Annotated in this window: 19 protein-coding genes; 6 read left to right on the forward strand and 13 right to left on the reverse strand. The window is 71.5% G+C overall.

The genetic code is table 11. The features are described 5' to 3' along the window. Positions 1 to 100: 100 nt before the first annotated feature. The gene (locus tag ACSMXX_RS23645; RefSeq protein ID WP_473180701.1) at positions 101 to 1,060 is read right to left on the reverse strand and encodes a GDSL-type esterase/lipase family protein; all 960 of its coding nucleotides are present in this window, start codon (positions 1,058 to 1,060) and stop codon (positions 101 to 103) included. Positions 1,061 to 1,385: 325 nt separating this feature from the next. On the opposite strand from ACSMXX_RS23645, the gene ACSMXX_RS23650 reads away from it, so the two are divergent. Continuing rightward, complete coding sequence (locus ACSMXX_RS23650) at positions 1,386 to 1,880, forward strand: DUF3145 domain-containing protein (RefSeq protein WP_070011712.1); 495 nt, start codon at positions 1,386 to 1,388, stop codon at positions 1,878 to 1,880. Positions 1,881 to 1,910: 30 nt separating this feature from the next. After that, positions 1,911 to 2,807, forward strand: coding sequence for an NAD(P)-dependent oxidoreductase (locus ACSMXX_RS23655; RefSeq protein ID WP_473180702.1), 897 nt, complete (start codon positions 1,911 to 1,913; stop codon positions 2,805 to 2,807). Positions 2,808 to 2,884: 77 nt separating this feature from the next. Here the strand turns inward: ACSMXX_RS23655 and fabF are convergent, their stop codons facing one another. From fabF to ACSMXX_RS23680, 5 genes are all read right to left on the reverse strand, one after another. Continuing rightward, positions 2,885 to 4,156 (reverse strand): beta-ketoacyl-ACP synthase II, encoded by a 1,272-nt coding sequence (fabF, locus tag ACSMXX_RS23660; RefSeq protein WP_473180703.1) that lies wholly within the window; start codon positions 4,154 to 4,156, stop codon positions 2,885 to 2,887. 155 nt (positions 4,157 to 4,311) lie between these two features. Further along, on the reverse strand, positions 4,312 to 4,560 hold the full coding sequence (locus ACSMXX_RS23665) for an acyl carrier protein (RefSeq protein ID WP_028434988.1): 249 nt from the start codon (positions 4,558 to 4,560) through the stop codon (positions 4,312 to 4,314). Between the two features lie 97 nt (positions 4,561 to 4,657). After that, positions 4,658 to 5,662: a beta-ketoacyl-ACP synthase 3 gene (locus ACSMXX_RS23670; protein ID WP_473180704.1), complete on the reverse strand. Its 1,005-nt coding sequence runs from the start codon at positions 5,660 to 5,662 to the stop codon at positions 4,658 to 4,660. 20 nt (positions 5,663 to 5,682) lie between these two features. Next, positions 5,683 to 6,615 carry an ACP S-malonyltransferase gene (locus tag ACSMXX_RS23675; protein WP_473180705.1) on the reverse strand — a complete coding sequence of 311 codons (933 nt, stop codon included), beginning with the start codon at positions 6,613 to 6,615 and terminating at the stop codon, positions 5,683 to 5,685. Between the two features lie 95 nt (positions 6,616 to 6,710). Then, complete coding sequence (locus ACSMXX_RS23680) at positions 6,711 to 7,937, reverse strand: PucR family transcriptional regulator (RefSeq protein ID WP_473180706.1); 1,227 nt, start codon at positions 7,935 to 7,937, stop codon at positions 6,711 to 6,713. An 82-nt stretch (positions 7,938 to 8,019) separates the two neighbouring features. On the opposite strand from ACSMXX_RS23680, the gene ACSMXX_RS23685 reads away from it, so the two are divergent. Next, complete coding sequence (locus tag ACSMXX_RS23685; RefSeq protein WP_473180707.1) at positions 8,020 to 8,826, forward strand: pirin family protein; 807 nt, start codon at positions 8,020 to 8,022, stop codon at positions 8,824 to 8,826. A gap of 182 nt (positions 8,827 to 9,008) precedes the next feature. On the opposite strand, the gene ACSMXX_RS23690 is transcribed toward ACSMXX_RS23685, so the two are convergent. Next, a complete protein-coding gene (locus ACSMXX_RS23690) occupies positions 9,009 to 9,872 on the reverse strand; it encodes a serine hydrolase domain-containing protein (protein ID WP_473180708.1) in 864 nt (287 codons plus the stop codon). Positions 9,873 to 9,952: 80 nt separating this feature from the next. Here ACSMXX_RS23690 and ACSMXX_RS23695 point away from each other — a divergent pair, with 80 nt between their 5' ends. Further along, positions 9,953 to 10,423, forward strand: coding sequence for a MerR family transcriptional regulator (locus ACSMXX_RS23695; protein ID WP_473180709.1), 471 nt, complete (start codon positions 9,953 to 9,955; stop codon positions 10,421 to 10,423). 72 nt (positions 10,424 to 10,495) lie between these two features. Then, a complete protein-coding gene (locus ACSMXX_RS23700) occupies positions 10,496 to 11,527 on the forward strand; it encodes an aldo/keto reductase (RefSeq protein ID WP_473180710.1) in 1,032 nt (343 codons plus the stop codon). Positions 11,528 to 11,628: 101 nt separating this feature from the next. Here ACSMXX_RS23700 and ACSMXX_RS23705 read toward each other — a convergent pair whose 3' ends face one another. The 6 genes from ACSMXX_RS23705 to ACSMXX_RS23730 all read right to left on the reverse strand — a co-directional run bounded on the left by ACSMXX_RS23705 (position 11,629) and on the right by ACSMXX_RS23730 (position 18,819). Beyond that, the gene (locus tag ACSMXX_RS23705; protein ID WP_473180711.1) at positions 11,629 to 12,852 is read right to left on the reverse strand and encodes an alpha/beta hydrolase; all 1,224 of its coding nucleotides are present in this window, start codon (positions 12,850 to 12,852) and stop codon (positions 11,629 to 11,631) included. A gap of 300 nt (positions 12,853 to 13,152) precedes the next feature. Continuing rightward, positions 13,153 to 13,896 carry a response regulator gene (locus ACSMXX_RS23710; RefSeq protein ID WP_473180712.1) on the reverse strand — a complete coding sequence of 248 codons (744 nt, stop codon included), beginning with the start codon at positions 13,894 to 13,896 and terminating at the stop codon, positions 13,153 to 13,155. Continuing rightward, positions 13,893 to 15,365: a sensor histidine kinase gene (locus ACSMXX_RS23715; protein ID WP_473180713.1), complete on the reverse strand. Its 1,473-nt coding sequence runs from the start codon at positions 15,363 to 15,365 to the stop codon at positions 13,893 to 13,895. Before ACSMXX_RS23715 ends, ACSMXX_RS23710 begins: the two co-directional genes overlap by 4 nt. Positions 15,366 to 15,509: 144 nt before the next feature. Further along, the gene (locus ACSMXX_RS23720) at positions 15,510 to 16,403 is read right to left on the reverse strand and encodes a DUF4429 domain-containing protein (RefSeq protein ID WP_473180714.1); all 894 of its coding nucleotides are present in this window, start codon (positions 16,401 to 16,403) and stop codon (positions 15,510 to 15,512) included. A 222-nt stretch (positions 16,404 to 16,625) separates the two neighbouring features. Beyond that, positions 16,626 to 17,840, reverse strand: coding sequence for an alpha/beta hydrolase (locus ACSMXX_RS23725; protein ID WP_473184930.1), 1,215 nt, complete (start codon positions 17,838 to 17,840; stop codon positions 16,626 to 16,628). A 334-nt stretch (positions 17,841 to 18,174) separates the two neighbouring features. Beyond that, entirely contained in the window at positions 18,175 to 18,819 is a 645-nt protein-coding gene (locus ACSMXX_RS23730) for a TetR/AcrR family transcriptional regulator (protein WP_473180715.1), read from the reverse strand. A gap of 234 nt (positions 18,820 to 19,053) precedes the next feature. Here ACSMXX_RS23730 and ACSMXX_RS23735 point away from each other — a divergent pair, with 234 nt between their 5' ends. After that, positions 19,054 to 20,691, forward strand: coding sequence for an MFS transporter (locus ACSMXX_RS23735; protein WP_473180716.1), 1,638 nt, complete (start codon positions 19,054 to 19,056; stop codon positions 20,689 to 20,691). Positions 20,692 to 20,829 lie beyond the last annotated feature (138 nt).

The following is a 20,829-nucleotide window of genomic DNA, read 5'->3' on the forward strand; positions in this document are numbered from 1 at the left end:
CATGTTCGAAATGCTGACGCGAATGTATTGATGCTCGCCGAGCGGAGTCAATGGGTGGTTCAGCGGTTCTTGCGGGGAGGCGCGGTGGACGTGATGTGCGCTACCGGGGAAGCTCCCCGTGCCGCGCGGTGACGCCGCGGTACGCGAGTTCGGCGAGCTTGCGCTGCCCGGCCTTGCTGGGGTGGAACCAGTCCCAGCGGCTCAGTTCGGTCTTCGTGAAGCGGTAGCGGAAGACCGCACCGCCGTCCCAGCGGCAGCGCAGAAACCTCCCGCACTCCTCCTCGAGCACGGAGTTGTACGCAACCACCCGCTCGTGTACCTGCCGCCGCCGTTCCTCGGCGGCGGGGGACGTGGACTGCGGGTCGCGCAGCATCGACTGACAGATCCCCAGCCGCCAGACCCGCTCGGCCCACGGGTCGTCGCGGCCCTGGGACCACAGCCGCTTCAGATCGGGCACGCTCGACACGTACATCTGCGTCCTGGGCCGCGCCTCGTGCAGCGTGCGCAGGGCGGTGCGGAAATCCGCGCGGAAGTCCGCCACCGGCGTCATCTGCTCGACGGTGGGCCGGCACGCGTCGTTCGCGCCGGCCAGCACGGTCACCAGATCGGGCCGCTTCCGCGCGGCACGCTCCATCTGCTGCGGCAGGTCCGCCATCACCGAGCCGCTGACCGCGAAGTTCCAGCTGTGCCGCGCCGGAGCGTCGTCGATGAGGCGTTGGGCGAGGCTGCGCACCGAGGCGTCCGAGCCGGTGACCCAGGACGCACGGGCACAGTCCGCCAGCAGCGAACAGGCGTCGAAACCCTGGGTGATGGAGTCCCCGACCGCCGCGACGGAGTCCGGGTGGCGGTCCCAGGGAGGCGTGGGGGACGGTGAGGGGCGCGTGGTGCCGGGAGGGCGCTCCCCGGTCGTGCCCCCGCTTCCGAAGCCGTACGCCGCGGCGAGCACGAGAGCGCCGATGAGCAGGAGAGCGGCCGAAGTGACCGCGAGGGCCCGTCCACGACGTGTTATCCGGCCGCCGGCGCCCGGGCCGGTGCCCGTGGCCCCGCGTCTCTCCGGCATCTGCCCCCTCGTTCCCCGCTGTCCATACGACGGTACGTCACCGGCCGTCCACCGGCGCGCGATAGCTTTGGCCCCATGCTCTCCTGCGAGTTTCGCCCCGTGCCGACATTCGGGAGAGTCCGTTCGACGACAGCAAAATATTACACCGCGTCACCTCATGTCCCTTTCGGGGAGAATTGGCGCCAATGGTGTTTACTATTCGTAACCTCGGCGCTGATGACGAAGTGACCGGTGGTGCAGGAGGTCAGGCGCTGACCCGGCGCGTGACCGGCAGTTAGTCGAGGCAGTCCGGCGAAGACGCCCTCGGACCGCACTGGAGGTCCCGGTGACGACACGTGGAGTTCTGTACGTGCACTCCGCGCCCCGCGCGCTGTGCCCGCACGTCGAGTGGGCTGTGGCCGGTGTGCTCGGCGCCCGCGTCAGTCTCGACTGGATCAGACAGCCGGCCTCCCCGGGCACCTGGCGTGCGGAGTTCTCCTGGCAGGGCGACCCGGGCACCGCCTCCAAGCTCGCATCCGCGCTGCGCGGCTGGCACCTGCTGCGCTTCGAGGTCACCGCCGAGCCCTGTGCCGTCGCCGAGGGCGAGCGCTACAGCTCCACTCCCGAACTGGGGATCTTCCACGCCGTCACCGGGATGCACGGAGACATCCTCATCCCGGAGGACCGGCTGCGCGCCGCGGTGGGCCGTGCCTCGCGCGGTGAGAGCGAACTCGAGGCGGAGATCTCGAAGTTGCTCGGCAAGCCCTGGGACGACGAGCTGGAGCCCTTCCGCTACGCGGGCGAGGGAGCCCCCGTGCGGTGGCTCCATCAGGTCGTCTGAACCACCCGGTTCTGGCCTTAGCCTGCCCCCATGTCCGATCTGCTTTCAGTGGCTGTCCTCGGCACCGGGATCATGGGTGCCCCGATGGCCCGTAACCTCTGCGGCGCCGGCCTCGACGTGCGCGTGTGGAACCGCACCAGAGCCAAGGCGGAGCCCCTCGCCGAAGCCGGTGCCCGCGTGGCCGACAGCCCTCGCGACGCGGTGGAGGGCGCCGGTGTCGTGCTGACGATGCTGTACGACGGGCCCGCCACGGCCGAGACCGTACGTGCCGCGGCCCCGGGCCTGCGTTCCGGCACGGTGTGGCTGCAGTGCACGACCGCAGGGCTCGACGGGATGCCGCCGCTGGCCGGAATCGCCCGCGAGTACGGCCTGACCTTCGTCGACGCACCCGTGCTCGGCACACGGCAGTCCGCGGAGGCCGGACAGCTGCTCGTACTGGCGGCCGGGCCCTCCGGGACGCGGCCGGGGATCGAGCCCGTGCTGGACGCGATCGGCTCCCGTACGGTCTGGGTCGGCGAGGAGGCGGGCGCGGCCACCCGCCTCAAACTGGTCTGCAACTCCTGGGTCCTCGCCGTCACTCACGGGACGGCGGAGGCGTTGGCCCTCGCCGACGGTCTGGGCGTCGACCCGCAGGGCTTCCTCGACGCCGTCGAAGGCGGTGCCCTCGACATGGGCTATCTGCGGATCAAGGCGGACGTGATCCGTTCGGGGGATTTCACGCCGAGCTTCGCCGTCGCCACCGCTGAGAAGGACGCCCGGCTCATCGTCGCCGCCGCAGAGGAGGGGGGTGTGCGCCTGGACGTGGCCGCCGCGGGAGCGGAGCGCTTCCGGCGGGCCGCCGAACTCGGGCACGGCGGCGAGGACATGGCGGCCTCGTACTTCGCGAGCTTCCCCGAGGGCACGCAGACGCCGCGGAAGGGCGGCTGAAAGCAGGACATGCGTGAGGGGCGGCTCGCAGGGAGCCGCCCCTCACGCATGTGCGACGTCGTGTGCCGCGTGCGGGATCAGACCGTACGGAAGGCCAGTACGACGTTGTGTCCGCCGAAGCCGAAGGAGTTGTTCAGCGCGGCGATCGTGCCTTCGGGCAGGGGACGGGCCTCGCGGCCGACGATGTCGGCGTCCGCCTCCGGGTCCAGGTTGTCGAGGTTGATCGTCGGCGGGGCCGTGCGGTGGTGCAGGGCGAGGATGGATGCGACCGTCTCGATGCCCCCGGCACCGCCCAGCAGATGGCCCGTCATCGATTTCGTGCCGGAGATGGCCATGTGGTCGGTGTCGTCGCCGAAGACCTTGCGCAGCGCCTTCAGTTCCGCGATGTCACCGAGCGGCGTCGAGGTCGCGTGCGCGTTGATGTGCATGACCTCGGCGGGCTTGAGGTCGGTCTGCTCGATGAGGTTCTGCAGCGCGAGCGCGATGCCGTTGCCGCTGGGCTCGGGCTGGGTGATGTGGTGGCTGTCGGCCGAGATGCCCTGGCCGATGGCCTCCGCGTAGATCCGCGCGCCGCGCCTCTTGGCGTGCTCGGCGGATTCCAGCACGATGACGCCCGCCCCCTCGCCCATGACGAAGCCGTTGCGGTCGGCGTCGTAGGGGCGCGAGGCGCCCTCGGGGTCGTCGTTGTCCTTCGACATCGCCATCATGTTGCCGAACGCGGCGATGGGGAGGGGGTGTATGGCTGCCTCGGTGCCGCCGGCGACGACGACGTCCGCACGGCCCGTACGGATCATCTCCACCGCGTAGCCGATCGCCTCGGAACCGGAGGCGCAGGCGCTGACCGGAGTGTGCACACCGGCGCGCGCGTTGACCTCCAGACCGACGTTCGCGCTCGGGCTGTTCGGCATCAGCATCGGCACCGTGTGCGGGGAGACGCGGCGGGCGCCCTTCTCCCGCAGGATGTCGTACTGCCCGAGCAGCGTGGTGACACCACCGATGCCGGAGGCGACGACCGCACCGAGCCGGTCCGGCGAGACGCTGGCGTCCTCACCGGCCTTGGCGGTGAAGCCCGCGTCCGCCCACGCCTCGCGGGTCGCGATCAGCGCGAACTGCGCCGAGCGGTCCAGCTTGCGTGCCTGCGGACGCGGAATGATCTCCGTGGGCTCCACCGCGATCTCGGCGGCGATACGGACCGGCAGCTCCGCCGCCCAGTCCTGGCTGAGGAGGGCGACGCCGGAACGTCCGGCGACGAGACCCTCCCAGGTCGATGCGCTGTCGCCACCCAGCGGTGTGGTTGCGCCGATACCGGTGACGACCACGGAGTGTTGGGTCGTACTCACTGGATTCATGTCTCCACTGGTTGAGGGGGAGCCGTGCGGACCACCCAGTGCCCCTCTCGGCGACGTTTACCCGGTCGGGCAAACCTCGCCGGTCGCGGCACTCCCGCGCCCCGGTACGGGTCCCCGGGGACGCGGTGGATGGCGACGAACGCGTGGGCGTCGTCTCAGCTCTGGTGCTTGAGGATGTACTCGGTGGCATCGCCCACCGTCTTGAGGTTCTTCACGTCGTCGTCCGGGATCTTGACGCTGAAGCGCTCCTCGGCGGCGACGACGACCTCGACCATGGACAGCGAGTCGACGTCCAGGTCGTCGGTGAAGGACTTGTCCGGCTGGACGTCCTCGGTGGGAATGCCGGCGATCTCGTTCACGATCTCTGCGAGACCTGCGACGATCTCTTCCTGCGTGGCGGCCATCTCGGCGCTCCTTCGGTCTTCTGCGTAGTTGCGAGTTGTGTTCTGCGAGGTCGCCACACATTGCCGTACGGCGCTGTACGGGCTGTGTGGATCTTGCCTAGGGGAGGGTAACCACCGTCGCCGCGTAGGCGAGGCCCGCCCCGAAGCCGATGACGAGGGCGGTGTCACCGCTCTTCGCCTGTCCGGTCGCCAGCAGCCGCTCCATCGCGAGCGGAATGGAGGCGGCCGAAGTGTTGCCGGTCGTCTCGACGTCGCGGGCGACCGTGACGTGCTCCGGCAGTTTGAGGGTCTTCACCATCGAATCGATGATCCGCATGTTGGCCTGGTGCGGGATGAAGACGTCCAATTCCTCCGGGGTGATCCCGGCGGCGTCGAGGGCCTGCTGGGCCACCTTCGCCATCTCGTAGACGGCCCAGCGGAAGACCGCCTGGCCCTCCTGGCGGATGGCGGGGAACTTCTCGACCCCGCCCTCCCGGTAGGCGTCCCAGGCGACGGTCTGGCTGATGACGTCCGCCTTGTCGCCCTCCGAGCCCCAGATGCTCGGGCCGATGCCTGGCTCGGCGGCCGGGCCGACGATGACGGCGCCCGCGCCGTCCCCGAAGAGGAAAGCGGTGGAACGGTCCGTCAGGTCGGTCAGGTCCGAGAGCCGTTCGGCGCCGACGACGAGCACGTACTCGGCGCTGCCGTCGGCGATCAGGCCCTTGGCGAGCGTGAGCCCGTAACCGAAGCCGGCGCAGCCCGCGTTGATGTCGAAGGCGGCGGCCTTGCCCGCGCCCATGCGGTCGGCGATCTCGGTGGCGATCGCCGGGGTCTGCTTGAAGTGCGAGACAGTCGAGATGATCACGGCGCCCACCTGCTGCGGCTGGATGCCGGCGTCGGCGACGGCCTTGCCCGCCGCCTCCAGCGTCATCTCGGCGACGGTCTCGTCGGGACCGGCCCAGTGGCGGCCGGCGATGCCCGAGCGCGAGCGGATCCACTCGTCGGAGGAGTCGATGTGCTTGAGGATCTCGTCGTTCGGCACGACCCGGGTCGGGCGGTAGCCGCCCACACCGAGGATGCGTGAGTACGGGGAACCCTTGGCGGGCTTGATCTTCGCGGTCATGCTCTCGAGCTCCTTGAGGCTCAGGCGGTCTGCGTGTGCTCGGCGATCAGCTCGCGCGCCGCGTCGAGATCATCGGGGGTTTTCAGTGCCAGGGTGCGTACGCCGGGAAGGCCGCGCTTGGCCAGGCCGGTGAGGGTGCCGCCCGGACAGACCTCGATGAGCGCCGTGGCGCCCATCTTCTGGAAGGTCTCGGAGCACAGGTCCCACCGCACGGACGCGGAGATCTGGTTGACCAGGCGCTGCACGACCTGCCGGCCGTCGTCGACGGCCGCTCCGTCCAGGTTGGAGACGTACGGAAGCACCGGGTCGTTCACCTGCGCTCCCTCGACGGCGGCGGCGAGGGCGTCCACGGCCGGTGCCATGTGGTGGGTGTGGAAGGCGCCGGCGACCTTCAGCGGGATGACCCGCGCCTTGTCGGGCTTGTCCTCCGCGAGCTCGGTGAGCTGCTCCGCGGTGCCCGCGGCGACGATCTGGCCGCCGCCGTTGATGTTGGCCGCCGTCAGGCCGAGCTTCTCCAAGTGGGCGACGACCGCCTCGGGTTCACCGCCGACCACCGCGGCCATGCCGGTGTCCGTCACCTTGGCGGCCTCGGCCATCGCGCGTCCGCGTGCCCGTACGAGCGTCATGGTGTCGGCGGGCGAGAGGACGCCCGCCGTAGCGGCCGCGGCCAGCTCACCCACGCTGTGTCCGGCCACGGCACCGGCCACGTCGGTCACGTCCCTGCCCTCCAGCAGGGCGTCCGTCGAGACGAGGCTCGCGGCGGCGAGGAGCGGCTGCGCCACGGCGGTGTCGCGGATCTCTTCCGCGTCGGCCTCGGTGCCGTAACGCACGAGGTCCATGCCGATGGCGGCCGACCACTCCGCGAGCCTTTCGGCGACGCCGGGGAGTTCGAGCCAGGGAGTCAGGAGGCCAGGCTTCTGCGCGCCTTGGCCGGGAGCTACGAGTACGAGCACTCTTTCACTCTCTCTTGTCAGGTACCTTCCGCGCCGGTACGGAGCGGTACGAAGAACCGGGGGGCAAATTGTCGAGCCCCGACAAAGAAGCTCGGTCAGGCCTGCGCCTGGTTCCCGAAGTCGCTGAGACGCCCCAGAATCAGCGCGATACGCAGCGTGAAGGCCGACCGGACATCGGAGGGCGACCAGCCGGTGACGTCCGTCACACGTCGCAGCCGGTAGCGCACGGTGTTGGGGTGTACGAACAACATCCGTGCCGCGCCCTCGAGACTGCTCGCCTGTTCCAGATAGACGCTCAGCGTCTCCAGCAGAGCCGAGCCCGCCTCCTCCAGCGGTCTGTAGATCTCCTCCACCAGAAGGTCCCGCGCGGCGGGGTCGCCGGCCATCGCGCGCTCCGGCAGCAGATCGTCGGCGAGCACCGGGCGGGGGGCGTCCTGCCAGGCCGCGCACGCCCGCAGCCCGGCGGCGGCGGCCTGCGCGGAGCCGGTCGCCGAGAGGAGGTCGCCGACGATGGGGCCGGCCACGACGGGACCCGGTGCGAAGGGCCCGATCAGCGACTTCGCGGCGCGCAGCGGATCGTCGCTGCCGCCGGCGACGACGACGAGACGGCTGCCGAGCACGCCCGTGAGCACCTGGAGCTTGGCGTGCCGGGCGGCCCGCCGTATGGCCTCGACCGTCAGTTCGCTGTCCCCGTCCGGCGCCGTACCGAGGACGACGCACACGTGCTCCGGGGCGTTCCAGCCGAGGGCCGCGGCGCGCGAGACGGCGCCCTCGTCGGCCTCGCCGGAGAGGACGGCGTTGACCACGAGCGACTCCAGCCGCGCGTCCCACGCTCCGCGGGCCTCGGCGGCCTGGGCGTAGACCTGGGCGGTGGCGAAGGCGATCTCGCGTGCGTAGACCAGGAGCGCTTCGCGCAGCACCGACTCGTCACCGGGAGCGGCGACTTCGTCGATCGCCGCCTCGACGACCTCGATCGTGGTGCGTACGAGCTCCACGGTCTGGCGCAGCGTGATGGCCCGGGTCAGTTCGCGCGGCGCCGTGCCGAACACGTCCGTGCTGATGGCCTGCGGCGTCTCGGGGTGCCGGAACCACTCGGTGAAGGCCGCGATGCCTGCCTGGGCGACGAGCCCGATCCAGGAGCGGTTCTCCGGAGGCATCGCCCGGTACCACGGGAGCTGCTCGTCCATGCGCGTGATGGCCGCCGCGGCGAGTTTGCCTGAGGACTGCTCCAGGCGCCGCAGGGTCGCGCCGTGCGGGTGTTCGGCGTACTCGGGGCGCTCGTCCGGTGGTGGGTTCGCGGAAGGATCTGTGGATTCGGGCACGTGCCAAGCCTGCCTCATGGGGGTGCGCGCAGGGGGCCGGGGGGCGATGCCGCGGTGCCGGTGAGCGGATTACCGTGGGCTCATGCTTCAGGTGTGGCGGGGGTACGGGCGGTATCGGGGCGGGGACGAGGCGGCCGGGATCGACACCCGGCACGCCTTCTCGTTCTCGGGGTTCTACGACCCGGAGAACGTCGGCTTCGGGCAGCTCGTGGCCTGCAACGAGGAGCGCCTCGCACCGGGGGCGGGGTTCCCCGAACACCCGCACCGGGACGTGGAGATCGTGACCTGGGTGGTCGAGGGGGAGCTGGAGCACATCGACTCGACGGGCCGGACCTCGCGTGTACGCGCGGGCGACGTGCAGCGGATGGGTGCGGGGCGAGGCGTGCGGCACGTCGAACGCAACGCGGGGACGGGTCCGTTGTGCTTCGTGCAGATGTGGCTGGTTCCCGGCTCCCACGGCACGGGTTCGGGCGCGGGCGGCGCGGGCGGCGAGCGCGGTGAGAGCGGGAGCGGCGACGGTGGGTACGCGCCTGTGGACCCGCCGCGGGACGAGCCGGGAGGCCCGGCGGGATACGAGCCGGAGTACGAGGTGGTGCACGGCATCGCCGACGGCACCCCCTTCGCCGTACCGCGCACGGAGGCGGTGATGCATGTGCGGCGGCTCGCGGAGGGCGAGCGTACGGCGGTGCCGGACGCGGCGTGGGTGTATGTGCATGTGGTGCGGGGCGAGGCGGAGATCGGGCCGGCGCCGGGGGAGAGCGGCGAGAGGCTTGCCGCTGGTGACGCCGCCCGCATCAGCGACGCCCGTGACCTGGAGGCACGCGGGGCCGGCGGCCCGGTGGAGCTGCTGATGTGGGAGATGCACGCGGAGCCGGGGTACGGCGGCTGAGCCCGGGGACGCGGCGGGCCCGGCGGCGGCGGAGCCGGCTGCGCCAAGGCGGCTCAGCCGGGTAGCGGCGGCGGAGCCGGTTGCGGCTGAGGCAGGCGGGGGGTGGTCGTGGGATGTCAGCGGACAATGTCGGGATGACAGATTCTGAAATCTGTCATCCCTTCGTCGTGCACCGCTGAGCGTCACCCGTCGCGCAAATCGGCGAGCACCGCGTCCGTGAACGGGGGCCACGCCTCGATCGCCCACTGCCCGAAGTCCCGGTCGGTGAGGGCGACGCAGGCGGCGCCCGCCTCCGGGTCGGCCCACAGGAAGGTGCCCGACTGCCCGAAGTGGCCGAAGGTACGGGGCGAGGACGAACTGCCCGTCCAGTGCGGTGACTTGCCGTCCCTGATCTCGAAGCCGAGACCCCAGTCGTTCGGCGACTGGTTCCCGTAGCCCGGAAGTATGCCCTTGAGCCCGGGGAAGGCCACCGTGGTCGCTTCGTCGAGGGTGGCACGGCTCAGCAGGCGCGGCGCGAGGAGCTCGGCGGCGAAGGAGGCGAGGTCGTCGGCGGTGGAGACGCCGTCCTTGGCGGGGGAGCCGGGAAGATCCGTGGACGTCATGCCGAGCGGCTGGAGGACCGCCTCGTGCAGATACTGCGGAAACGGGATCTCGGTGACCTTCGCGATGTGGTCGCCGAGCGCCTCGAAGCCGGCGTTGGAGTACAGGCGGCGCGTGCCCGGCTCGGCCGTCGGACGGTCCTCGTCGAACGCCAGCCCGGAGGTGTGCGCGAGAAGGTGGCGGACCGTCGAACCCTCGGGCCCGGCGGGTTCGTCCAGCTCCACCGCGCCCTCCTCGACGGCGATGAGCGCGGCGTAGGCGGTGAGGGGCTTGGTCACGGACGCGAGTGCGAAACGCCGGCCGGTGCTGCCGTGGGTGGCGGTGACTTTGGCGGTGACGGTGGGGGTGCCGGCGCCGGGTGCGGCCTCCGCGCCGTCCGTTCGTGAGATGACGGCGGCGGCAGCACTCGGAACGGGCCAATTGTCGATCATCCGCAGGCTGTTCATGAGGCCGAGCGTAACGCGACGCGAATTGGCCCGGATTTTGCGCTTGCTTGGAGTGCGCTCAAGGTCCGTAGCGTTCACTTATGACCGTGACGGAGACGGATACGGAGACAGCGGACGAAGCAGTCGAACCGGATGCGTGCGCGGCCCGCGGGCTGCCGCGCCCCAGGCCCGAAGGCCAGGACCGGTACACGATCAGCGAGGTCGCCTCGATCTGCGGGCTGAGCGCGCACACGCTGCGCTGGTACGAGCGGATCGGACTCATGCCACATGTGGACAGGTCGCACACGGGGCAGCGGCGCTTCACGAACCGGGATCTGGACTGGCTGGATCTGGTCGCCAAGCTGCGGCTGACCGGCATGCCGGTGGCGGACATGGTGCGGTACGCCGAACTCGTACGCGCCGGTGACCACACCTGCCCTGAGCGGCACGAACTGCTGGTGGCCACGCGGGAGGACGTGCTGCGCCGCGTCGCCGAGCTGCAGGAGACGCTCGCGGTGCTCAACTACAAGATCGACATCTACGCGGCGTACAAGGTGCCGGAATCGGCCTGAGACGCCGGGCCGGTCCGAGGGACCCGAGGGACCCGAGGGACCCGAGAGACCTGAGAGACCTGAGAGGAAAGCATGAGCTCCACTGAGAACGGCATGAAGATCAGCACGGCGAGGCTCGGCGCGGACGGCCCGGAGGTGGGCGTGCAGGGCCTGGGCTGCATGGGGATGAGCTTCGCCTACGGGCCCACCGACGCCGACGAGGCACGGGCGACGCTGGAGCGCGCCCTGGAACTGGGCGTCACGCTCTACGACACCGCGGACATGTACGGCGCGGGGGAGAACGAGAAGTTCATCTCGCCGTTCGTCAGGGCGCACCGCGACGAGATCACCCTGGCCACCAAGTTCGCCATCAGCCTCGACCCGTCCGATCCCACCAAGCGCACCATCCGCAACGACCCGCCGTATGTGCGCCAGTGCGTCGAGGACAGTCTTCGCAGGCTCGGCGTCGACGAGATCGACCTCTATTACATGCACCGGCGCGATGTGGAGGTTCCCGTCGAGGAGTCCGTCGGCGCCATGGCCGAGCTGGTGCGGGAGGGCAAGGTCAGGCATCTGGGACTCAGTGAGGTGACGGCCCGGGAACTGCGGGCGGCGCAGGCGGTGCACCCCATCGCGGCGCTGCAGTCCGAGTGGTCGCTCTTCAGCCGCGACATCGAGGACAGCGTGGTGGAGGCGGCCGGCGAGCTGGGGGTCGCCGTCGTGCCGTACTCGCCGCTCGGACGAGGATTCCTCACAGGTGCCTTCGCCGATGCCGAGAAGGAGCTCACCAGCGACGACTTCCGCCGTCAGCAGCCCCGGTTCACCGGCGACAACGCCGCGGCCAACGCCGCGCTGCTGGAACCGGTCAGGCAGGTCGCCGCGGCGCACGGGGCGACGCCGGGGCAGATCGCGCTGGCGTGGGTGCAGCAGCAGGCGCGGCTGCGGGACGGCCTGACCGTGGTGCCGATCCCCGGCACCCGCAAACGGTCCAGGGTGGAGGAGAACACGGCAGCGACCCGGATCGAACTCTCACGGGACGAGCTGGAGTTGCTGGAGCCCATCGGGGGCCGGGTGGCGGGGGCGCGCTACGCGGACATGTCGTTCACCTCGGCCGGACGGGAATGACGGCGACGGGAATGACGGCGTCCGCGGTATCGGGCTGACGCCATGAGGCATCAGGCCATGACGCCATCAGGCCATGACGCCCCTCGCCGGGCGTCATGGCCTCAGATCAGCCCCCGGGTGCACGGGCGGGACGCCGGCCGCGACGCCGCTCGCGGCGGTGACTGCGGAGCGCACTCCACCGCCCCGTACGAACCGAGCGTGATCGCCGCGAAGTTGGCGAGCGAATCGGTGCCCGGGGCGAGATAGCCGGTGTGGCCGTCGGCGCGGGCCGATGAGACGACGCGCGCGCCGAAGCCCTCCGAGACCGGGTCCGTGCCGTGCCCGACGCCGAGGAGTTCCACGTTCGGCACCCTGCCGATCCAGTCACCGGCGTCGCGGGCGGCCCAGACCCCTACGGACGTGCCGAGTTCGCGGACCGAGCCCGCGTGCATCCCGGGCGAGCCGAAGACGATCAGGTCGGAGGCCTCGCGCCTGGTCAGCCCGTCGGCCGCCCTGCCGCAGACCACGGAGCCATAGCTGTGGCACAGCACCGCGGGCGCGGGCGCACCGGTACGAGCGAGCCCCCGCAGAAAGCGCTCCAGCCGGGGCGCGCCCGCAGCGGCCAGCCGGGTGGTCGCCGCGTCGGGTCCCAGCCCGACCGGGGTCGTGTAGCCGGACCAGGCGATCACGGCCGTACGCGTACCGGGTGCCGCGGACGCCATGCGGGCCCGCAGGGATGCGGCCATGCCGGCGGGAGTTCCGTATCTGTTCGGGCCGTCGCGGTCGAAGTTGGTCAGGTCGATGTCGGAGCCCGGCACGACCACGGCTGTGCGCTCGGCGGCGGCGAGGTCGCCGTAGACCTCGGCGATCTGGCCGCGGCCGCGCGGGTCGAAGGCGAGGAAGTGCCGTCCGGGCGTGAGGAGTTCGGCGTAACGGGCTGCCTTCGCCCGGGCCCGTGCGCGGTCCTGCGGTGTGCGGGACGGGGCGCCGGCGCGGTCCCGCTGGCGTGTCGCCTCGGCACGCAGAGCACGGCGGTTGGCCGCGTAGCGCAGTGCCGCAGGCGCACCGTCGAGGTTTCCGACCACGAGCGGATGCCGCTGCACGAGGGCCTGCCGCTGCCGGTGGCCGAGGCCCTCGAAGAAGGAGCCGATCCGCTCCGGCCGTGCCGTGGCCGGATCGGGCAGTGGGCGGCCGAGGGTCTCGCCGTCGGCACGCCAGGACGCGGTGCCCGGTGGCGGACCGGTGACCGGTTGCTGCGTCGACCCGGCGGCCCACCCGGCGGTGCCCGCGACGACGGTTCCCGCGAGTGCCGCGGCGGTCAGAGCTCGTTTCAGCCGGCGTTTCATCCCCGTACTCCCTCCGGCGGCTGCCGGGGAGCCCGGCGGCCTGTCGGGAGGAGAGTCGGACGCGGGTGTGCGGGCGCACGTCACGCCAGGGAGCCAACTCCGGGGTGATACCGGGGTATCGGGACGCCCTTCCCGGGGAGGAGGGCGGCGGCGCGTCCGTCGTGCTCAGGTGCCGGCCGCCCGGGCAGACCCTGCGCATGTGCTCCGGCCTTCGCTTTCGCCTCAGCCTTCGCAGGGGAATTCGGTCTCCGCAGGGGGGGTCGGGCTCTTGCCCGGAAGAATCGGGCTTCGCCCGGAGACTCAGGCTTCGCCCGGCGAGACCAGGCCAGACTCGTAGGCAAAGATCACGGCCTGCGCGCGGTCACGCAGCTGGAGCTTGGTGAAGATGCGGCTCACGTGCGTCTTGACCGTCTGCTCGGCGAGGACGAGTGCGTCGGCGATCTCGGTGTTGGACCGGCCGCGTGCGAGCAGTTCCAGCACCTCGGTCTCACGGTCCGTCAGGCCGTTGAGCCGCAGCTCGCGCGATGCGGACGGTGCCGGCCGCTGCCGTGCGAAGTCGGCGATGAGGCGCCGGGTGACCGAAGGCGCGAGCAGCGCCTCGCCCTCCGCCACGATGTGCACGGCGGCGATGAGGTCGGCGGGCGGGGCGTCCTTGAGCAGGAAGCCGCTGGCTCCGGCGCGCAGGGCCTCGTAGACGTAGTCGTCGACGTCGAAGGTGGTCAGCATCAGGACCTTGGGACGGTGGGCGCTCCCGGCTCCGGCCGCGGAACCCGCTCCGGAACCGGATCGCGTCGCGCAACCGGGACCGGGACCGGGACCGGAACCCGCTCCGAGCAGCTTTCTGGCTGCCTCCAGCCCGTCCATCTCCGGCATGCGGACGTCCATGAGAACCACGTCGGGGTGCGTACGTCCGCACAGTTCGACGCCCTGCGCCCCGTCCGCGGCCTCGCCCACCACGTCGATGTCGGACTGCGCGGCGAGGAGGGCGGCGAAGCCGGCCCGCACCATGGCCTGGTCGTCGACGATGATCACGCGGGTGGTCATGAGGGTGTGAGGTCCTTCCCGTCCGGTGGGCTGGGGTGGTGCAGCGGGATGCGGGCGGCGACGCGGAAGCCGCCGTGGGGCAGCGGGCCGGTGTCGAGCGTGCCGCCGACGAGCCGGACGCGTTCGCGCATGCCCACCAGGCCGTGTCCCGTGCCGGTGGTCTCAAGCGGCGGGCCCGCGGGACCGGGGGCGCGGCCGTTGACGATCAGTACGGTCAGGCCGCCGGCGGCCCTGTCACCACCGGCACCGCCACCACCAGCGGCGGCGGCCCTGTCACCGTCGGCACCACCGCCCGCAGTGGTCACAGCGGTCACCGATACGCGGGCGGTCGCCCCGGGCGCATGCCGTACGACATTGGCGAGGGCCTCCTGCACGATCCGGTAGACCGACAGCTGCACCGCCTGCGGCAGCCCGGACAGCCCTTCCTCCACGGCGAGTTCGGTGGGTACGCCTGCCCGTACGGTCGCATCCGCCAGCTGACCGAGCCTGTCGAGCCCCGGCTGCGGCGCACGTTCGCCGCCCGCTTCCTCGCTGCGCAGCACGCCCAGCAGCCGCCGCATCTCCGACAGGGACTCGCGCGCGGTCCCGGCGATGGCGCCGAACTCCTCCCGCGCCTCGTGCGGCAGGCCGCTCAGCCGGTACGGAGCGCTGTCGGCCTGGACGGTGATCACCGACATGTGGTGTGCGACGACGTCGTGCAGTTCACGTGCGATACGGGCCCGCTCTTCCAGCAGCGTGCGACGGGCGCGCTCCGCCTCGCTGATCGTCTCCTGCTCGGCAAGCCGCCGCTGCGCGTCCGTACGTTCGCGAACCGCGCCGAAGACGAGCAGCACGACCCCGCTCAGGACGGTCAGCAGCACGTTCGTACCGTCGCTGCGGTCCTGCACGAGGAAGCCGAGCCCGAGCGAGAGCACGAGCGTGACCGTCCACACGGCGACGAGCGTGCTGCGGCGCTCCCGCAGCGCGAGCGCCAGGCACAGCACCAGATAGCCGATGATCACCGTCGCCGGCCACGGCCACGAGTGCTGCCCGGACGGGGTGAAGAGCAGCAGCAGCGAGCCTGCGGTGTCCGCGATGATCACGATCCACCAGGCCTGGAGCGGCCGCGTGACGGCGAGAAGCAGGGGTCCGGCCTGCGCGAAGGCCAGCGAGACCGCGATCGCGCCGGGCAGCCCGTAGTCCTCCGAAAGCACGATGGAGGTGACCGGGATCAGCAGTGCGACGAGCCCGAAGACCAGTACGTACGCCCAGCGCCGTCCGCGCCGACCGGAACCCGGCGCGGGCGGACGGGTACCGGAGCCCGTGGGCGTGGTGAGCGCCGCCCAGATGCCGTGCAGCCCGCGCAGCAGCGTCTGCGCGGGCGGCGGCCAGGTCGTCTGCCGCTGTGCCGGTCCGCGTGACGGCTCGGTGGGCGGGACCCCCGGCGAACCGGGCGTTCCCGGTGCCTCCGGGGAGGTGGAGGCGTTCATCGCGGATTCAGGCTATGGCGCGGCCGAGGGCCGCACGTCATACGTGGGTACCGGGTGCGACGGGCGTACCCCCTACGGCAGTAGGGCATGGCACCGCCGGTCCCGGCACCTGGGCCATCCCGTCGCCGGCCGCACGCCCTGCGATCAGAGTTCCGAGAGCAGGTCGGCCTTCTTCTTCGCGAACTCCTCGGCGGTCACGAGGCCCGCCTCGTGCAGCTCCCCGAGGTGCCGTATGCGCTCCGCGATGTCCGCCGGGTCGGCGCGGCTGCCGGAGTGCCGGGCGCGGGACGGACGGGACTGGGCCGAGGACCCGGTCACGGCTGCCGGCTCCGAGGCCCGCAGGGCCTCCAGCACCGACGCGGCGAACGGCAGTGACTCGTGCACCAGCCCGTAGCCGGTGCCGAAGACCACGGACGCGGGGTCCTTGTCCGGCTCGTCGTTCTCCGGCGGCCGGCCGCCGCGTAGCAGTACGCGCAGATGGCCGCTGGCGAACTCCGGGGAGCGCCACTCGACGCCCTCCAGTTCGTCCACTGGGAAGCTCTGGTCGCCGGCCTTCCACTTGCTGGACGAGGCGCCCGTCCAGAACCAGCGGAAGTAGACCGTGCCGCCGTCGAAGGAAGCCTTGCCGTCGTAGGCCTTGAAGCTGTGCGGGGCCGCCGGGGCTGCGACGAGGTGGTGCTCGGCGGGCTTGTCGGCGTCCGCGCCCAGGACCGCGCGCAGCTCCGTGGCGTAGTAGTCGGCGAGCGTCTCGCGCTCGGCGGGCAGGACCAGCCGGTAGGGATCACAGCCGTCCTTGAGCTGGCCGGCCGCGGCCTCCAGCAGCGGATCGGCGCCCGTGCGTGGCTCCGCGCGCAGCACGACGGTGCCGCGCTTGCCACCGGGCGTGAGCTCGACGCTGCTCAGCGCCTCGTACGGGACGCGCCGCTCCCCGAGCACGTGGAAGAGCTTCGGTGTGCGGATCCCCCGTTCGAAGCGGATGAGCACGGAGTCGGCTTCGAACTCCCAGGTGGAGTGAATTCCAGCCAGTACGTCACCCATGCGGCCCATCGTATGCGCGAGCAGCCCGCACGTCCCCCTCCTCGACGCTACGCGCGTAATTGCCTGTCCATGCCGGGCATATGCGTGCACGGGTATGGCCGTGCCGGGCCGTGCGCGGCGTCGTCGACGGGGTCCTATGCGCCGGTCGTGCGCCGGGCCGGGCGCCGGTCGTGCGCCGCCGGGCGGCCGAGAGCCGCGGGCTCCGGCCGCGGCTCTCGTTCGCTACAGGGTCCTCGTGGGTGTGCCGATGCAGCCCGGGTCGCTGTCCGCACAGCTGACCGTGTTGTACGAACCGGTCGCGATCCCCGCGAAGTTGTCCAGGCTCCCCGTGCCCGGCACGTAGTAGCCGGTGTGCCCGAGCGCGCCGCTCGCGGAGAGCCTGCGCGCCCCGAAGCCGGGGGAGACGGGGTCGGCGCCGTGGCCGAGGCCGCCGACCTCCATGTGCGGTACGTCGGCGATCCAGTCGTCCTCGTCGCGCACCGCCCAGATGTTGGCGCCGGTGCCCAGGTCGTCGGCGTGGTCCACGCGCATCCCCGGGCTTCCCGAGACCGCGATGTCGGTGACCCGCTCCGGCAATTCGTCGGCGGCCTCCCCGCAGACGACCGAGCCGTAGCTGTGGCAGAACAGGGCGACGTGCGGGCTGTGCAGCCCCTGCACGAAGTTCTCCAGCCGTTCCGCCCCGTCCTCGGCGAGGTTGCCGGAGGCGGCGTCGACGCCGAGGCCGGTGGGCGTGGTGTAGTCGGCCCAGGCGATGGTCGCCGTGGAGGTGTGCGGTGCCGCTGTGCGCTGCCGCTCCTGCAGTGCGCGTGCCATGCCCGAGGGTGCGGCGTAGGGCCGGTCGGACTTCTCGAACGTCAGCAGGTTGGTGTCCACGCCGGGCACGACGACCGACACCCGCTGCGCCCGGTCCAGATCCCCGAAGGCCTCGGCGGCGCGGCCGCGTCCCGTCGGGTCGAAGGCGAGGATCTGCCGTCCCGGTTCGAGCATCGATTCGAAGCGGTGCATCCTGCTGCTCGCGTTCTGCCGCCCCTCGTCGGTCAGCCGCTGGTCGTGCATGCGTGCACGCTCCAAGTCCCGGGCCTCGGTGAGCGCCTTGTGGTTGGCGCTGTAGCGCAGCTTGACGGGAGCACCGCCCAGATTTCCCACGACGAGCGGATGGCGCTCGGCCAGCCGCTGCTGCTGGCCGGGGTCGAGCGAGCGGAAGAACCGGGCGACGGCACCGGGCTCGTCGTCCGGGGAGGGCAGCTGCCGGCCCGCGACGGACCCCTTCTCCCAGGCGAGCAGGGCGGCGGCGTACGGGCCGGGGGCCGCGTCGTTCTCGCGGATCGCGGTCCATCCCGTCGTCGCCAGCAGGACCAGCACCACCACCAGCGCGAGCACCGTGCGCCAGAAAGCCGTGCCCGGGGCTCCCGGGTGTGGGAGGCCTGATGCGGACAGAGGGTTGCTGAGGGCCGGGAAGGAAGAAGTCACTGGGCAGCAACCCTAGGAGACGGGCGGGAGTGCTCGTGCACGCCGTGACCCATCTCACGTTTCACCATGCCTGATTGGGTCAGTTCCGTAAGCCCTGGGACGGGCGGGGTGCGGGGGGTGTGTGCAGGCGCTTCTTGCCGGGGCCGGGCCGGGAGAGCGGCCCGCGAAGTGGCCTGGAACCGGGGTCGGTTGGGAGGCCGGGCTGAGAGACCGGTGGGAGCGGGCAGCCGGACGGGCCGATTGGACGGCCCGATTGGACGGCCCGATTGGACGGGCGGGCCGGGCTGGCCGGCCGGGCGCGTCAGCCGGCGGAGGCTCCGCCCCAGTCGTCGGACAGGGCGGGGCCCAGCTGCTCCACATACGACTCGACGGCGTGCTGTGCCGCGCTGACCGTGAGGTCCCCGCGGACGCTCCAGCCGCGGAAGGCGGCACGCATCACACCGGAGAACGCGGCGACCAGGACCCGGGGCCTGGGGTCGGTGTCGGGATCCAGGCCCTCGCGCGTCGCGATCTCGGCCGCGAGCCGCTCCTCCAGTTCCACCGCGTGCCGGAGCTGGGCGGCGGCGAGGGCGGGCGTGGACTCGGTGATCTGCCACATCCGCATGTAGAGGGGGAGCGGAACGACCTCCTCGATGGCTTCCCCGATGCTCTCCCAGGTCTCGTCCAGCGTGGTGCGCAGCACCTGGACGGGAGAGCCGCCGGGCGGGCGCCGGCGTACGGCCTCCACGTACCGCTCCGAGACGAGCGCCTGGAGGGAGAGGGCCACCTCCTCCTTGCTGGCGAAGTAGCGGAAGAAGGTGCGCTGTGAGACGTCAACTGCGGCGACGATCTCGTCGACGGTGGTCTCCTCGTATCCCTTCTCGACGAAGAGTTCGTGAGCGGCGCGGACGAGCGAGTCCCGGGTGCGCTGCTTCTTGCGCTCACGCAGACCGGTCACTTCGGCCACCTCCCAGAGGTTCGGGATACGGGTGCTGGTACTGGGTGCTGTGCTGATGCTGCCGACGTGGGCTGCCGGCGCGGACCGCGGGTGCGGCACCGGGACGGACAGTCGTACGGGCGGAGCCGTGTGCGCGGCACGGATGTGGGGGACGGGCGCCGCGGCCCCGATGTGAGCAGTCTGACATCTACCGACGAATAATTCGGTTTGTCAATTGTCAGTGGCTGTCACTAACCTCGCGGCATGAGCTCCCAGACCAGCACAGCCACGGGCCGGACGCCGGAGCCGCCCGGTCCGAACGACCCAGGCATACCAGGCGTATCAGGCGCACCGGAGCCCCGCTCAGGGGTCCGCGGCCACCCGTGGCTGACCCTTGTCACCGTGGCGATCGGCATCACGATGGTGGCCCTCGACGGCACAATCGTCGCCATCGCCAACCCCGCCATCCAGAAGGACCTCGGAGCGTCACTCGCCGACGTCCAGTGGATCACCAACGGATATCTGCTCGCGCTCGCCGTCGCCCTGATCACCGCGGGCAAGCTCGGTGACCGGTTCGGGCACCGGCAGACGTTCCTTCTCGGCGTCGTCGGCTTCGCTGCGGCCTCCGGTGCGATCGGCCTGGGGGGCAGCGTCTCGCTCGTCGTCGTCTTCCGCGTGCTGCAGGGGCTCTTCGGCGCCCTGCTGATGCCCGCGGCGCTCGGTCTGCTGCGCGCCTCGTTCCCAGCCGAGAAGCTCAACACGGCAATCGGCGTCTGGGGCGCGGTCATCGGCGCCTCGACCGCCGCCGGGCCCATCGTCGGCGGCCTCCTGGTGGAGAAGGTCAACTGGGAGTCGGTCTTCTTCATCAACATCCCGGTGGGTCTCGTCGCGCTGCTGATGGGTCTGGTGATCCTCCGGGACCACCGGGCGGAGAACGCGCCCCGCTCCTTCGACGTCCCGGGCATCGTGCTGCTGTCCGGCGCGATGTTCTGCCTGATCTGGGCACTGATCAAGGCACCGTCCTGGGGCTGGAGCGACCCGGTGACGCTGGCCTTCCTCGGCGGTTCCCTCCTCGCCTTCCTCGTCTTCGGACTCTGGGAGACCAAGGCGAAGGAGCCGCTGGTTCCGCTGAGCATGTTCCGCTCGGTTCCGCTCACGGCCGGCACCGTGCTGATGGTGCTGATGGCCTTCGGGTTCATGGGCGGCATCTTCTTCGTCACCTTCTACCTGCAGAACGTGCACGGCATGTCGCCCGTGGACAGCGGGATCCGGCTGCTGCCGCTGACCGCGATGATGATCGTGGCCTCGCCGCTGGCGGGCGGGCTGATCTCCAAGGTCGGGCCGCGCGGTCCGCTCGTCGGGGCCATGCTCGTCGCGGGGATCGCGATGTTCGGCCTCTCCACCATGGATTCGGACAGCAGCTTCGCCGTCACCTCGCTCTGGTTCGCGCTGCTGGGTCTCGGCCTCGCACCGGTGATGGTCGGTGCCACCGACGTCATCGTCGGCAACGCGCCGCTGGAGCACTCCGGTGTCGCGGGCGGACTGCAGCAGGCGGCGATGCAGGTGGGCGGCAGCCTCGGTACGGCGGTGCTCGGCGTCGTCATGGCCACCCGGGTCGACACGGCGCTGCCGGAGAAGTGGGCGGACGCGAAGCTCCCGCCGCTCCCGCCCGGCCAGGAGGAGAAGCTCAAGGGCGCTGCCGAGGTCGGCGTCGCTCCGCCCGCACCCGCGGGCACGCCCGCGCAGCTGGCCGAAGCCATGAAGAACGTCGTGCACGACTCCTTCATCTCGGGGATGGGTCTCGCCTTCATGTGCGCGGGCATCGTCGCGGTGTTCGCGTCCGGGGTCGCCTTCTTCACCAAGAGCGGCAAGAGCGACGCGGGTCCGTCAGTGCACGTGTGACCGCACCGCGGGTGTGAACCGGGGGCGGACGGTACGGCTGTCCGCCCCCGAGTTGTGTCCGGCTCCCGGCGGGGGCGTGCTTGCCGCCTGTGGATAACTCCGCCACCTGTACCGGTGAAACCCACGGTTCCCGCTTGG

This window comes from Streptomyces sp. DSM 116795 (assembly GCF_055792905.1).

Excerpts from the sequence above, each read along its gene's own strand:
- ACSMXX_RS23645 (WP_473180701.1), bottom strand. The coding sequence starts at position 1,060 with ATGCCGGAGAGACGCGGGGCCACGGGCACCGGCCCGGGCGCCGGCGGC.
- ACSMXX_RS23655 (WP_473180702.1), top strand. The coding sequence starts at position 1,911 with ATGTCCGATCTGCTTTCAGTGGCTGTCCTCGGCACCGGGATCATGGGT.
- fabF (WP_473180703.1), bottom strand. The coding sequence starts at position 4,156 with ATGAATCCAGTGAGTACGACCCAACACTCCGTGGTCGTCACCGGTATC.
- ACSMXX_RS23665 (WP_028434988.1), bottom strand. The coding sequence starts at position 4,560 with ATGGCCGCCACGCAGGAAGAGATCGTCGCAGGTCTCGCAGAGATCGTG.
- ACSMXX_RS23670 (WP_473180704.1), bottom strand. The coding sequence starts at position 5,662 with ATGACCGCGAAGATCAAGCCCGCCAAGGGTTCCCCGTACTCACGCATC.
- ACSMXX_RS23685 (WP_473180707.1), top strand. The coding sequence starts at position 8,020 with ATGCTTCAGGTGTGGCGGGGGTACGGGCGGTATCGGGGCGGGGACGAG.
- ACSMXX_RS23690 (WP_473180708.1), bottom strand. The coding sequence starts at position 9,872 with ATGAACAGCCTGCGGATGATCGACAATTGGCCCGTTCCGAGTGCTGCC.
- ACSMXX_RS23695 (WP_473180709.1), top strand. The coding sequence starts at position 9,953 with ATGACCGTGACGGAGACGGATACGGAGACAGCGGACGAAGCAGTCGAA.
- ACSMXX_RS23700 (WP_473180710.1), top strand. The coding sequence starts at position 10,496 with ATGAGCTCCACTGAGAACGGCATGAAGATCAGCACGGCGAGGCTCGGC.
- ACSMXX_RS23705 (WP_473180711.1), bottom strand. The coding sequence starts at position 12,852 with ATGAAACGCCGGCTGAAACGAGCTCTGACCGCCGCGGCACTCGCGGGA.
- ACSMXX_RS23710 (WP_473180712.1), bottom strand. The coding sequence starts at position 13,896 with ATGACCACCCGCGTGATCATCGTCGACGACCAGGCCATGGTGCGGGCC.
- ACSMXX_RS23715 (WP_473180713.1), bottom strand. The coding sequence starts at position 15,365 with ATGAACGCCTCCACCTCCCCGGAGGCACCGGGAACGCCCGGTTCGCCG.
- ACSMXX_RS23720 (WP_473180714.1), bottom strand. The coding sequence starts at position 16,403 with ATGGGTGACGTACTGGCTGGAATTCACTCCACCTGGGAGTTCGAAGCC.
- ACSMXX_RS23735 (WP_473180716.1), top strand. The coding sequence starts at position 19,054 with ATGAGCTCCCAGACCAGCACAGCCACGGGCCGGACGCCGGAGCCGCCC.